We start from the raw sequence: 13,154 nt of genomic DNA on the forward strand, positions 1-13,154 counted from the left end.
CGCAACTGCTGCATGGGCAGGAGCAGCGTGTCTATGGCGACAGCGCCTACGCGAGCCAGAAGGCGCCGATTCACGGCAAGGCGCCCTGGGCGGGCAACTTCACGAATCAGCGCACGCGCCGCAACGGCGTGGTCAATGAGGTGGAGCGGCGCAAGGACCGCAACAAGTCGAAGATTCGGGCCCGCGTCGAACATGTGTTCGCCGTGGTCAAGCGGTTGTGGGGCTTCACGAAGGTGCGTTATCGAGGACTCGCGAAGAATGCGAACCGCGCCTTCGTGGCCCTGGCTCGCCAGTAATGGGCGAAAACTGGGCCTGGGGCCCGCCGACAAGGGCCTCCGCCCTTTGAACGGCGCCCAGGATGACCGAAAACGAGCAAGAAATGCTTCGTTCATGATTGATTTGCCTCGAACTCTTGATGACATCATGAATGTGGACGCTTGTTCAGCATTGTCTTTACAAGGTGCGACGCTGCGCGCACCGGAACTTTTGAACTGGTTTTATGACACGCATGTCGTAGCAAAAGACAGGTTAGGCCGGCATCGCTGTCCAGGATGCGGCGTGAGTCAGTCGGGCAAGCAGGGCGGATATGACAATCTCACACAAGTTTCTTTAGGCTCAACGGGTGAGCAACGGTAAGCGACTGGTTCTATCGCGATAGTGGCAATCGGCCAAGGGGATGTTTATTTGAATAGGATTCCTTATGCGACCAATGAATAGAATTGCTAGGCGGATGTCTGGTTCTTGCGATCGCCCTTCATCTTCCCTTTGGCGATCACGTGCATCAACTCGATGCCACCGAGCAGGATGCGGGCGCAGTGAAAGTCCTTGAAGCCCATCATCCGCCAGCTTTTCCCGACCGGACGCTTGCGCTGCAGAAACGCCTTTTCCAACACCGGCAGTAGCTTGATGGCCCATCGATGCACCGTCGAGTGATCGACCGACACGCCCCGTTCGGCCATCATCTCCTCGAGGTGGCGCAGGCTCAGCGGGTACGCAACATACCAGCGCACGCACTGCAGGATCACCTCGAGCGGGTAATGCAGTCGCTGGAACTGCGGCGCCTCTGGCGCCGCCGAAGTCAAACGCTGGTCGACCGGCCGCAAACGTAGCGTGGTCCTTCGGTTGCTGCGCGGCAAACCCGTCGATGCCGTATCCCGTGAAGTCGGCGTGACGATCGCCGAGCTCGAGCAATGGCGTGAGCTGGCACTGGCCGGCATGGGGAGGCCGGCCTGAAGACACGGACCAGCGATTCGCTCGAAGCCTGGCTCAATGACGCCGTGCGACGCGTTGGCGAGCTGTCCATGGAAAAACGAGATCCTGCGCAGGGACCGTGAACTGCAGGCCCGTCGCCCTTTGACCGGTCGGAGATCGTCGACATGAGACACGAGATCTCCGTCAGCGTAGGTAAGCCCTTCGGATTGCAACGGGTTTGCCAGGTGCTCGCATTCCCGCGCTCGACGATCTATGCGGTTCGTGCCAGAGCGAGCGCCAACGTGACGCCGATGGTTCCGCGTAGGCGTGGGCCAAAGCCGAAGATGCCTGATGCTGACCTGCTGAAGGCCATTTGCGACGATCTCGCAGCTTCGCCCTTCAGCGGCGAGGGACACCGCAAGGTTTAGGCGCGGCTGCGCATCGTGCACGACATCCGTGTGTCCCGGACCCGCATACTGCAGTTGATGCGCGAGCACAGGTTGCTCTCGCCGCACCGTCAGGCACGAGGCGAGCCCATCCTTCTCGACGGCCGGATCACGACTGATCGCCCCAATGAGATGTGGGGAACCGACGGCGTGCGCATCGCGACCGTGGAAGATGGTATGGTGTGGATCTTTTCGGCCGTCGATCACTGCGATGGCATGTGCACCGGCATTCATGCCGCGAAAATCGGTGACCGCTTCGCAGCTTTCGAGCCAATCTCCCAGGGGCTGCTGGGCGAGTTTGGCTCGGTAGCCGCCGACGCGGGCCGCGGGTTGTCGCTGCGCATGGATCATAGCTCGCAATACACCTCGGACGACTTCCTCGACCAGATCAGGTTCTGGGGTATCATGCCGAGCTACGCCTTCGTCGCCGAGCGGTTCAACCGGACAATGAAGGAACAGACTAGCGCCTCTGTTGTCGAGGAGATAACGCGCATTGTGCAGGTCCGCTTATAGAGAGTTGGCGATCGGAGCGCGATCCTTGCATAGCCGCGCCGCCCGGACTTTCAGATTTCGCTCAACGGGTCATTGAGGTAAGTGAGCGATGAAGCCAGGCATGAAGGCGACCCTGAAACGATTGTTCCAGCGACTGCATTACCCGCTCGAGGTGATCCTGCAGTGCGTGCACTGGTATGTTGCGTACCCGCTGAGCCTGCGCAGCCTCGAGAAGATGATGGCCGAACGGGGCGTGTCGGTCGATCACTCGACGGTGCATCGATATCGACAGCGCAAGCGTCCGGTCGAGAAAAGCCGGCGGATGATGGGCTTCAAGGACTTTCACTGCGCCCGCATCCTGCTCGGCGGCATCGAGTTGATGCACATGATCGCCAAAGAGAAGATGAAGGGCGATCGCAAGAACCAGACACCCGCCTAGCAATTCTATTCATTGGTTGCATAAGAAACCTATACAAATAAACATCCCCTTGGCCGATTGCCACTATCGCGACAGAACCTAAAAAAGACGCCGGACACATGCCCGGCATCAACGAGGAGGAGACAGAGAGGTAGTTCAACAAACCACGCTCCACGATCTACCAAGTCCTTGCATCCTGGCTGATCGTTGTTGCCAATGGTATGTGGGATCTGATTGTATGAGGATCAACAATCGTTAAGGCAATGCTGAACAAGCAGGGCAATCGCATGAGGGGCCCTCCCCGCCAAGGAGTTCGGCGCGGTAGCAATCACTGGTGGCCGCCTTCAAGCGTCGGATTTTGATACCGGCTTTGGTCATCGTATCGCGTCGCAATAGGTTCATCGTGATTCGAGCCTTTGTTCGACAGGGTATGCGCAGACGCACCCCGCACATACGGCCGGGCATTGATGAACAGCCTTCAGATCGCCGTGCGGGCAGTACAGGCTGAGCTGGCCTCGCCGCTTCAGGCTCTGATTGTAGGCGCGGGTGTTTGCGACCCGATACGTCGGTTTCGGGCGTTTGCGCGGCGCACCGGATTTCAAGCTGGCTTTATATGGCACTGAACGTTCACGAGGCGGATAGATCAATGGCCCTTTCTACTCGACCTCACGCTGCCGCGCAACTACCCCTTCCGAACAAAGCCGCAGCGCAGTTACATCGCGATATCCCCGCCCAGCACGCCTCGCCCGGCAGTCCATCGAACCATCCGCGCATCCCGATCGCCGCCCGCCGTCGAAGCGTTCACGCACGCGCCGCATCTCCGCCTTCCGCGAAGTCCGGCGGCGCGGCTTCGCCGCAGTGTCCCCGCGCGGCGCGTCGCACTTCGCCGGGCGTTCTGCCGAAGCGCCGGCGAAACAGCTTGCCGAACGTCGACTGATCGGGAAACCCACACGCATGCGCGATCTCGCCGATGCTGAGCGCAAGTTCGGGCCGCTCGAGGTAGCCGAGGCTGCGGTTCAGCCGCGCGTCGCGCAGCACCGCCTTCACCGTCTGCGATTCGCGGCGAAACAGGCGATAGAGTTGCGTCCGCGAGCAGTGGATCGCGTCGGCGATCCGCTCGGGCGTGAGCGTCGGTAGATGAAGATGCTGATCGATGTAGTGGTACGCGGACTGCAGCCTGTCAGCGCGCGCGGGCGCGCCGCGCCGCACGCCCGACGACAGCGCCGCCTGAAGCAGCGCGCGGCCGAGTTCGGCCGCGCGCGCGAGCACGCAATCGAGCTCTTCGGACGATAGCGCCGGGCCGCGATCGCCGATCAGCGCGAGTTCGGCCGCGAGAAACGGTGCGAGCCGCGCCGCCTGCAACGAAGCCGCGCCCGGCGACGAATCCATTGCCGCCTGGCCGAGCGTGCGCCCCACCGACGCGCGCGGCAGCCTGAGCGCACTGAAACACGGCTCATTCCAGCGCACGCGCATCGGCTGGCCGCCGTCGAGCATGAACAGGTCGTTCGCGCAAAAACGCGCATCCGGCAAGCCGGGCGCTTCGACCGTGCACTCACCCGCATGCAGCGCGCAGATCGTCACGTGCGCGTCGGCCATCGCTGCGCTCAGCCAGGCTTTGCCGCTCCGCGCGTCGAGCGACGCGCCGCGGAAACGAACGAACCGGCCGCGCTCGCACCGGCAGAGAAAGCCGTGCCCGTGAAACGCGCGCGCCGCCGCGCGCACGTCCTCGCACTGGAACACGTGCGCTCTCCAGAACGCCGCTGCGTGCGCGAACGGCATGTCGTCGGTCGAAAAGAACTGCAGCAGCGGGCCGCTGCGGGGCGTGTGCATCTTCGCCATAGTGAAGGCCGGTGAATGGTACGACGGAAAGCGCGTCTGCCGAGAGACCGTGCGGGACACATGCCGCATGTCGCGATTGCGCAACGCGTCACGCATTACGAAATGCGCAGCGCGCCAAAAGGCTGCCGAATCGAGCATGAGCGGGGCGTCGAGAGCTGAAGCGCCTGGCGTGCTGCAAGCGATAGGCAACGCACGGCGTGCGATGCCTGACTCACGATGCGCCGCATGCGACGCCCCCGGCAAACGTCGGCGATGCAGCGGGCTCGGCGCAAGCGCCGCCGCGCACGCGCACGCAACGCATCGGCGGCCGGCTCATGCCGCATGTGCCGCGCCCGCACCGCACGCCGACTTGTCGGCTTGCGTCGGACGCGCGCACGCACTCACGGCGCCGGACGCCGCGTCCGCATAGGCAAGACCTTGCACTTGCGATCCTCAGGCCGATCGCCGATGTACCGGACGACCAACGCGTCGAGTTTTCGCAGCGCGCGCCGGTCGTGATACAGGCCGCGATGCGCGACGTATTTGACCGCTTCGAACACCTTGCCGAATAGCCCTGTCCTGTCGATCTTTTCGCTAACCTCACGAATGTTCGCGACGATCCGGTTCCGCTTCGCGAGCAGCACCTGCTTGCTGACCGCGCTATTGAAGCGGATCTCCTTGAGCACGTCCATCCGGATCGCCTTGATCTCGCTTCTCATCGTCCGGCCATCGCGTTCGCTCGCCGCACCCTGCGCGCGCCGGTCGTCGCCATCGGGTCGCGCATGCCGCTCGAGCGCGTCATGCCGGCGGCTCCATTGCGCGACAGTCATTTCATTCAGCTTCGTCATGATGTTTTTCCTTTCGTGAACATTGGCGAGCACCCATTCTCCGGCACGCATCGGCGCGGCACTTTCACGAACCGCTCGGCGCGCGGCATGCGGTGGTCGAGGCTCGTCACGTCGGATGTCAGATGCTCGATGCCGCGTCGCGCGGCAATCGGATGCGAGCGCGCCCGCCGTGCACTACATCGCCGGCGCACACGCGTTCGCATATCCGTATCGATACGCCCAGTGGATCACGGTCGCGACGTTGCGTGCGCCCAGCTTCTGCATTAGCCGCTGCCGATGGCAATCGACCGTTTTCGGACTGATGTTCAGCACCGACGCGATCTCGCGATTGCGCATCCCGTCCGCGATCAGCTTAAACACCTGCTTCTCGCGCGGCGTGAGCTCGTCAATGGGCGACGCCAGCATGCTGCCGCCCGCCGCCGATACCACTCTCGCTTCGTCGAGCGACGGATCGATGTGAACGCGCCCCGCCATCACGTGCCGAACCGCCTGCACGACGCCGGCCGGGCTGCACGACTTCAGCAGATAGCCGGACGCGCCGAAGCGGATCGCATCCGCCGCGCGCGCCTCCGAGCCGAGCGCGGTGAAGACGACGAACAGCACATCCGGATGAACCCGCAGGATCTCACCCATCGCCGGCAGCGGATCGTCGCCTGGCAGCATCACATCCATCAGCACGAGATCCTGGCGATCACGACCGCACCGATCGCTCGCCTCGGCCATGTCGGCCGCGCCGGCCACGTCGATTCCCGCATACGCCCTGCCGAGCACGACCTCGATGCCGTCGCGCACGATTGGATGGCTGTCGACGACAAGCACCCGTTCACACTTTCTCTCTACTACCATATCGAATTCTTGTTGCTCCGATGCATCCTGTCCTGCGCGCCCGCCTGCACGACGCGTCGCCCGAGCCAACCCCGATCCCCACCCGCACATGCCATTGAGCTTAGCGCGCGCACATCACTGGAAGATTTCAGACCTGTTTCGTTCGTTCACACGTTCGCCACTCAGCTGTCGCAGCTGCGCGCGGGCGGGCGTCGTGCGCGGCAATCGGACTGGGCCGCCGCTTCGTCGATTCAACCGCACTACGCGCGGGCCGCGCGTGAATCCGCCGGGTGATCCCGCGCGACGGCGTCGTACGCGCCCATCTGTTCGAACGCGACGATCACGCTTTCGAGGCGCGATGCGAATGCCTCGAAAGCGTCGACAAATCCGCGTACGTCGAGATTCGCCGTTGCAATGCGCTCGATCAGCATCATGGCCGCCATGTCCTCGTCGAGGCCGAGGCCGCCGCCGCTCGCTTCCGACAAGTCTAGATTGACGGCGAGCATCCGTTTCCACATTTCGGCCGGCGCATCCGCCGGGAATTCGCCGACCATTCCGTACAGCACAAGCGCGTCGGACCGGTCGCGAATCGAGATCATCAGTTGCGCGTCGAGCAGCACGAAGCACTGCCCGTGCTCGTCGAAGTCCAGCGGTACGCCCGCCGCTTCGCTCAACGTGTCCAACCATTCGGTATGCGTATTCATCGTTTGAGGTTCTCCATCCGAGTCATGTGATTCAAATCGGTGCGCGCCGCTGTCCGACGAGCGGCGGCGCGCTCACGCGGCCTCCATGCCCTCATGAGGCCTTCGTGCAACCTTCAGTCGGCGATCGCGATCGCCATGAACGCTTCGATCTGGGCGATCATCGCGTGCGCGGCCAGCATCTGCAGCGCGGATTGGTCGTTCGGCGGCGGCACGCCGAGATGCCGGTCGAGCGTCTCGACGAACACGCGCGCCTTGCGCGTCAGAGCCGCGACATCGTCGCGAGCCGACGGTGTGCAACGCTTCATCGCGTCGGCCAGGTTTGCGTCCGCTCGATCGCGATGCTTGCCGGATCGCCCGGCGGACAGTTCGGCGAAGTACGCGCCGATCCGCTCAACCTCGCGCGCGAGATCGTCGAGCCGCGCTTGCCGCGGCGCGTGCGCCGGAGCTCGCCCGAGATCGGTTTCGCGCGCGAACGGGCCTCCCGCCGCCGCGCCAGCCTCCGAGAATGCGCGCCACGCCAGCCGCACCGACGCGCTTTCGTACAACCGCTCGCAGTGGCGCGCGACGCCGGCACGCTGCCGGTTCAGCGTGTCGATCCTCTCCTGCACGGTCCTCGCATACGCATGTGCACGATTCGGATCCTCGGAGACCCATGTGGCCGTATACGGCACGAACTGCTCGGCGCCGCCGCAGCGCAGCACGCGCAGCGCCATCGACGCGCAGTTTTCCGTCTTGCTGATCATCTGGTACTTGAGTTCGCCCGTCGTCGCGGCGTTCTTCACCGTGCGCGCGTCGCGCAACATCGCCGCCTCGTTCAGCCCGAACAGCACGAACGTAGCCCGGCCGGACGCGTCGCGCGTGTCGTGCCCGTCGCACTTATTGTGCTTGTCGCGGTTGAATCCGATCGCCGGGAAGTACACCTTGCGCGCGCTCTGCCCCCATTGCAGCCCCGTATCCAGCTTCTGCCCCGCTCTCGGGAAGAAACGTGCGTCGCGAAAATCCGCGTCGTCAAGCGGATCGTAGGCCTCCTTCCCGATCTTTCCTCTCGCGAGCTCGCCTCGCCACAGATTGCGCACGGTTTGCGCGCCGATTTCCGATCGCTTGTCCTGGCGGTATTCGTTCAGCGCCTCCGCGTCGACGCGCTCGAATCCCTTGCCATCGAAAGGGTTTAGCGGCCACCAACTGACGTGCTCGTACACGTGCTGGCTGGCGTCGGCATCCGCCTGATTCTTGATTGTCAGCGATGCATGCCCCGGATGATCGATACCTCGCCATTCCCATGACCGAAATACCATCTGGCGCGCAAGCGGCTTCGCATCGCCCGTCCCGTGAAAGTGCTCGGCGATCGACACCATGTTGCGCACGAGCCGCCGATCCAGCGGCTCGCCGTCGCGCCGCGCGCCATAGTCGAACGCCGCTTTCGCGCTTTCCGTTCCGTATCGCTTCGACAGCGCGAGCACGAAACCCTCGAGCGCACGGCGGTTGTCCGTGCGAACCTGCTCGACGTAGCGCCGGACCACGCCGCAGTGCTTGAGCAGCGGGACGTGCGCGAGAATCTCGAACAGCCGCTCCTTCATCCCCAACCTCGCGACCGATACCGCCGGACCGCGCGCGTCGCCGCCGACGACGAAACGCGCGCCGGATCGTGCGCTTGCGACGAATGCATCGACATTGATCATCCTGTCCTCCCTTCGTTTCGAGACGTTCCGATACGGCGCGCCAGCCGCGCTGGCCGTCGCGCATGAGCGTCGAGCGGATCGCCCCCCCGGCGGCGCGTCAACGCCGGGCGGCCGGCGCGGGATCCCGCTCGACACGAATGCCGATGCTGAAGACATTCGTCCGGCGTAGCTTTCAGATTCTGCTCACGCGGCAATGCACATGCCGGTTCGCCGGGCAAGCGGCGCAGCGTCGCGGACTGCGCGCGCCCGCGCGTCCCGCGCCGCATCCGGCACGCGCTCGCTCGGCCATGCGGCATGGGTTCGCTTCGCGCGTCAATGCGCTATTGGCGGTTGAACGGTCGCACATCGCCGAGCGGCGCCGCATACGACCGCATGTGACCTCACGCGGCCTCGCGCAACCGCAAATGAGCTATTTATGGAATCGGACCACGTGCGTCGGTCCCTAGAATCGATCCGGTTATCCGCATTACGCGAGCGCCGTTGTCGAACGAAACGCGACGCGGATGCGGGCGACCGGATCCCTTTCCACTCAATCGAGAGCACAACATGACTTACAACCCGAGAATCGGCGGATTCACGCTCGTCAGGAACGCGTCGTTCGACGTTCACGCCAACCGCTGCGAAGCGCGGCCGCGCACATCGTTTGCACAGCAGATCAAGCGCGTCTTCAGCAAGATCGACGAAGCGCTCGGCCAGCTGTTCCACCGCAGGGCGCCGGACAGCGCGCCCGGGCGGGGCAAGCTGCAGGACGTTCGCTACGTCCGCAGCTATCGACCCACCGGCGACCCGAAACAGGCGATCCGGCATTTCATGGACGAGGCGGTCAAGCAGGTCGCCGACACGCGCACCAACGAGATCCGGCGCGATCCGGAATTCGCCCGGCAGATCTACGAATCGGCGCTCTGCGCGATCTTCAGCGAAGCGAGGGACCGCTTCTGCATGGATCCCGCGACGCGCGCGGGCAATGTGCGCCCGGCGTTCGTCGCAGCGCTCGGCGATGCGGCGCGCGCGACAGGGCTGCCCGGCGCCGACAAGCAAGGCGTGTTCACGCCGAGCGGCGCCGGCACGAATCCGCTCCACCTCGAGATCCGGCAGCGCGCCGATGCGCTGATGGGCGCCGAGCTGATCGCGCGCCCGGAGTACCGCGAGCTTCAGTTGCATGCGCGCCAGCAGGCGATCGATCTCGTCGCGAACGCGTTGCCGGCCGAGCGCGCCAACACGCTCGCCCGCTTCCAGCAGACGGTGCAGACGCTCGAAGCCACGTACCGCCGCGCGGCGGAGGATGCGTCGCTCGACGCGAAGAGAACGTCGGACGCGCCGGGCACCGCGTGACGAAGTAGCGTGTGATCCGGATCGTCCGGCGAGGGATGCCGGGATGGTCCAGATCGTGGAGCTGCGGGGACTGAGGATTCGATGACTTCGACGAGACTTCGGTGACTTCGATGACTTCGGAGCGCTCGACGGATTCAAGGAGTTCCGTCGCTCCCGAAGCGATTCGCGCCGGATCGGCCCCCGCATTTCGGTATGAGCTAATGTCAAATGTGGTGTACGAGGGTCGAGCGACATGATCAGGCGGCAAGCGGTTGCGCAGGAGCCGGTGCGCTCTCGGTCACCGGTGTTCCGTCCTTGAAGGTCACGCCTTTCAAGAGCGGCTCGATCTTGTCGACTCCGCGAATGCGGCACCACGACTGCTCAGCTGCTTCGATGAGCTTGAAGGCCATGCCGAGGAATGTCGCGCGTGACAGACAGTTTCGCGTACGGGTCGTGCGATGGCGAACTGTCGCGAAGGTCGACTCGATCGGATTCGTCGTGCGCACGTGCTGCCAGTGCTCGGCCGGGAAGTCGTAGAACGCGAGCGGCTCGTCGCGATCCTTCGTGATCTTCTCGGCCGCTTTCGGATATTTGGCCGTATAGGTCGCGACGAACTAATTGTAGGCGACGATCGCGTCGGCGCGCGTCATATCGCGAATCGAAGGAATCGTGGAAAGAACTGCTGCTCGACCTGAAGAAACGAGGCTTGCAGGCCCCACCGCTGCTTGCGGTCGGCGATGGCGCAATGGGACTGTGGGCGGCGTTTGAAGAGGTGTTCCCGCAGACGCGACACCAGCGCTGCTGGTTCCACAAGATCGGCAACATCCTCAACGTCATGCCCAAATCGCAGCACGGCAAGGCCAAGGCGGCGCTCGCAGAGATCTGGAACGCTGCGACGAGAGCCGATGCAATCGTCGCGTTTAAGCTGTGCGATTCACAGACATCGTTTCACTTTCTTGAATGCCGTTTTCTTGGCGCGCTTGAGTTCGTGGCTCCGGTAGGAGACTCGAGTTCAAGCGCGCGCCGATGATGTTCGGCAAGGGTCTTGTCAACTCGCCATTCGCGATGCCGGATTCGCTCTTTCCGCCCGTCATAGGCGCTTTCCACCTGCTCCGCGAGAGGTGTGATTTCGCCCACTTCTGCGATGCGGTCAACGGGCGTCTTGCCACCGAGTGAGCTCATCAGACGCCGCTGCACCGATTCGGCGAAGAACTCGCCACCCCTGTCGGTCTGGATACGCTGGATTGGAAATGGCATCTCCTCGATGACACGATCAAGAAAAAGCAGCGTATTTCGGGCGTTTCTGCGCGGGTAGACAGCCAGTACGCGGAAGCGCGAGCAGTCGTCGAGGCCGTGTATTGATAGACGCCTCGCGCGATCTTCATCGTGTCCATCTGGACTCGATCCCCGGGAACCGGGCGGCTATAGCGTTTGGGATCTGCCGGCCGCCTGGAACGCACTAACGGCTTCACAGACGCCTCGGTAAGAACCTTGTGAATGGTCGCGAGGGACAGTTCTCTTTGTTCATGTAGCCGTAACTCGTTCTGAATCCGGCGTGCTCCCTTGCGCTCCGCACGCAGCCGGAGAATCGTCGCCCGATCAGCTTCGGAAACCTTTCGGTTTGGACTGTTGAGAGGGCGGCGACTTTGAGAGCGCAGACCTTCTTTTCCAGCATCCAGGTAGCGTCGTAACCACTTGCGGAGTGTCGGTCTCGAGATGCCACACCGCGCGCATACGAGACCGGCGTTGCCGGTCTCGTGATACATCACCACCCAACGTAGTCGAGTCGCAATCTCGCGGCCCATCGCTTTATCTTAGTTGAAACGATGTGTATGAATCACACACTTAAAAATATCGAAAACCTGTCCGAACGAGCGAGACCACCTGTATCTTCACATCCTCATGCCTTCGGCCTCAGTGGCATCATGCCAGCGTCCGCGCGATTTTTCGAGGTGCCCTAGTGTCGAGACTGGTGGGGCATCGCCAGTACGATAAATTCGAAGTACATTAATGCCATTTCCAAGGCCGTAGCGTTTTTCAAAGGCACGTTGCCCGCCAGGCGAGCCGAAATCGTAGACGAGGCCGAACTGACCATCGATGATCATTACATTGGTACCACTGTGCACTAGATTCATCGCATGTGAGAAATCCCTCCCCCTTACAGGCACCACAATGATGTTTCTGCTCTTCTCTTGCACATTGCTTAGGAGTTGCTGAGAGAGTGATTCATTCGTCAATGATATCTCAGTGTAGTTTTTCGTCAAAACATTCTGAGGCAGCCCGCCCGACCCGGTGCTATTCGCCACCCAGAATTTATCTAATCTCCCTGAAGTCATGGCTTCAAGATTGCGCTCTACCGCCTTGGCACAGATGACGCAATTCTGATTGAGTGCACCAGTGGAAAAATATGAGAGGCTGTTGCCCAGCATCGCCTTGAGTCGATTCGGATTTACATTTTTTGCGACATAATCATAAGCGTGAGCACACTTCTCCGTCACCAGCTTCTGAAAATCAAGTTGACATGACATAGAAGTCAATCCATCGTCAAAATTTGGGTGATCTGTAACTTTATCAAAATAACCCACACTCGGATTATCGAGAATTTCAAAATCATCAACAGCACCAACCAGATCTGCACCAGAAAAGTTTGAGCCGAGCAAGGAGAAACTATTGCTTCTCGAAAAATTTGGATGGGAACAAGTTGAGGAGAGCGGGCCATGTGAACCGCCCGCGTCAACAAGCAAAGGGCGTAGATTTTCCGAAACTTCCTCTAGAAAATCAGCAGACGTCTGACCATCCTCCTTAGCTCCATTTATCAATTCAAGAATTTTGCCTTGAAGACCCGCCCGCCCCTCAGGAAATGTCTCGCAATCCTTTGTAACTTGATCCGATAAATCCATCCATATTTCTGCAATATGGCTCGGGAGGGTTGCGTCTCCACGAAAGATGCTATCAAATACAGCATTTCTTCGAGTGCAGAGGCGAATGAGAGTATGGGCTAGCGCTACGCTGCCGTGAACGTCATAATCAGACTTCGCGATGAATTTCGCCACCTCGGAAGCATCAACATCCTCGCTGCGAGTCGCAATATTGATTTTCTGATGAAGGTATTGGATTGCCACCGCCAATCTGCTCTTGAATGCGACATTCGAGGATGCATTAATCATGGTGTTGCGGATTGCAACCGTGTCCGCTTCGCGACTATCTCTCAGGGTCGAATTTTTATCCCAGGAACTTCCGAGGGGGCATTGAAAATAATTTGATATCTTCATAATGTCATTAATTTTCGATATGTTTCAATGGGATCCAGCATATTAAGTACGCGCAGCACGGCTTTGTTCGACAGGGTATGCGCTCAGTTGGTTGCGGGCGCAATTAGGCTGTTTTGACGCAAACCGCCTTGCCGAAGCTGTTCCACCGGT

Annotated in this window: 13 protein-coding genes and 3 pseudogenes; 7 read left to right on the forward strand and 9 right to left on the reverse strand. The window is 61.6% G+C overall.

The window, feature by feature from the left end:
- Both ACPUER_RS34550 and ACPUER_RS34555 read left to right on the forward strand, forming a co-directional pair.
- Positions 1-296 (forward strand): transposase (locus tag ACPUER_RS34550; protein ID WP_425133303.1); only part of this gene is annotated, 296 nt, incomplete at its 5' end.
- A gap of 94 nt (positions 297-390) precedes the next feature.
- Complete coding sequence (locus tag ACPUER_RS34555; RefSeq protein ID WP_425133304.1) at positions 391-636, forward strand: hypothetical protein; 246 nt, start codon at positions 391-393, stop codon at positions 634-636.
- Positions 637-722: 86 nt separating this feature from the next.
- Here the strand turns inward: ACPUER_RS34555 and ACPUER_RS34560 are convergent, their stop codons facing one another.
- Positions 723-1,082, reverse strand: coding sequence for a hypothetical protein (locus ACPUER_RS34560; RefSeq protein ID WP_425133314.1), 360 nt, complete (start codon positions 1,080-1,082; stop codon positions 723-725).
- A gap of 294 nt (positions 1,083-1,376) precedes the next feature.
- On the opposite strand from ACPUER_RS34560, the gene ACPUER_RS34565 reads away from it, so the two are divergent.
- The 3 genes from ACPUER_RS34565 to ACPUER_RS34575 all read left to right on the forward strand — a co-directional run bounded on the left by ACPUER_RS34565 (position 1,377) and on the right by ACPUER_RS34575 (position 2,568).
- Positions 1,377-1,619, forward strand: coding sequence for a hypothetical protein (locus ACPUER_RS34565; protein WP_425133305.1), 243 nt, complete (start codon positions 1,377-1,379; stop codon positions 1,617-1,619).
- Positions 1,620-1,634: 15 nt separating this feature from the next.
- On the forward strand, positions 1,635-2,150 hold the full coding sequence (locus ACPUER_RS34570) for a hypothetical protein (protein WP_425133306.1): 516 nt from the start codon (positions 1,635-1,637) through the stop codon (positions 2,148-2,150).
- 88 nt (positions 2,151-2,238) lie between these two features.
- Positions 2,239-2,568 carry a hypothetical protein gene (locus tag ACPUER_RS34575; protein WP_425133307.1) on the forward strand — a complete coding sequence of 110 codons (330 nt, stop codon included), beginning with the start codon at positions 2,239-2,241 and terminating at the stop codon, positions 2,566-2,568.
- Between the two features lie 780 nt (positions 2,569-3,348).
- Here ACPUER_RS34575 and ACPUER_RS34580 read toward each other — a convergent pair.
- The 5 genes from ACPUER_RS34580 to ACPUER_RS34600 form a co-directional block, all read right to left on the reverse strand.
- On the reverse strand, positions 3,349-4,455 hold the full coding sequence (locus tag ACPUER_RS34580) for an AraC family transcriptional regulator (RefSeq protein ID WP_425133315.1): 1,107 nt from the start codon (positions 4,453-4,455) through the stop codon (positions 3,349-3,351).
- A gap of 311 nt (positions 4,456-4,766) precedes the next feature.
- Positions 4,767-5,213 carry a hypothetical protein gene (locus tag ACPUER_RS34585; protein ID WP_425133308.1) on the reverse strand — a complete coding sequence of 149 codons (447 nt, stop codon included), beginning with the start codon at positions 5,211-5,213 and terminating at the stop codon, positions 4,767-4,769.
- Positions 5,214-5,387: 174 nt separating this feature from the next.
- Positions 5,388-6,059, reverse strand: coding sequence for a LuxR C-terminal-related transcriptional regulator (locus ACPUER_RS34590; protein WP_425133309.1), 672 nt, complete (start codon positions 6,057-6,059; stop codon positions 5,388-5,390).
- A 239-nt stretch (positions 6,060-6,298) separates the two neighbouring features.
- Positions 6,299-6,742 carry a chaperone SicP gene (gene sicP / locus ACPUER_RS34595; RefSeq protein WP_425133310.1) on the reverse strand — a complete coding sequence of 148 codons (444 nt, stop codon included), beginning with the start codon at positions 6,740-6,742 and terminating at the stop codon, positions 6,299-6,301.
- Positions 6,743-6,855: 113 nt separating this feature from the next.
- Positions 6,856-8,421: a type III secretion system effector BopA family protein gene (locus ACPUER_RS34600; RefSeq protein ID WP_425133311.1), complete on the reverse strand. Its 1,566-nt coding sequence runs from the start codon at positions 8,419-8,421 to the stop codon at positions 6,856-6,858.
- 546 nt (positions 8,422-8,967) lie between these two features.
- Here ACPUER_RS34600 and ACPUER_RS34605 point away from each other — a divergent pair.
- Positions 8,968-9,753 carry a type III secretion protein BopE gene (locus ACPUER_RS34605; RefSeq protein WP_425133312.1) on the forward strand — a complete coding sequence of 262 codons (786 nt, stop codon included), beginning with the start codon at positions 8,968-8,970 and terminating at the stop codon, positions 9,751-9,753.
- Between the two features lie 236 nt (positions 9,754-9,989).
- Here the strand turns inward: ACPUER_RS34605 and ACPUER_RS34610 are convergent.
- Positions 9,990-10,379 (reverse strand): annotated as a pseudogene (locus ACPUER_RS34610) (transposase); the annotation flags it as partial.
- A 5-nt stretch (positions 10,380-10,384) separates the two neighbouring features.
- On the opposite strand from ACPUER_RS34610, the pseudogene ACPUER_RS34615 reads away from it, so the two are divergent.
- Positions 10,385-10,660, forward strand: a pseudogene (locus ACPUER_RS34615) (transposase); the annotation flags it as partial.
- Positions 10,661-10,680: 20 nt separating this feature from the next.
- Here the strand turns inward: ACPUER_RS34615 and ACPUER_RS34620 are convergent.
- Both ACPUER_RS34620 and ACPUER_RS34625 read right to left on the reverse strand, forming a co-directional pair.
- A pseudogene (locus ACPUER_RS34620) lies at positions 10,681-11,537 on the reverse strand (helix-turn-helix domain-containing protein).
- Between the two features lie 87 nt (positions 11,538-11,624).
- The gene (locus ACPUER_RS34625) at positions 11,625-12,854 is read right to left on the reverse strand and encodes a hypothetical protein (protein ID WP_425133313.1); all 1,230 of its coding nucleotides are present in this window, start codon (positions 12,852-12,854) and stop codon (positions 11,625-11,627) included.
- Positions 12,855-13,154 lie beyond the last annotated feature (300 nt).

This window comes from Burkholderia sp. DN3021 (genome assembly GCF_049805555.1).
Classification (GTDB): Bacteria; Pseudomonadota; Gammaproteobacteria; order Burkholderiales; family Burkholderiaceae; genus Burkholderia; species Burkholderia pyrrocinia_C.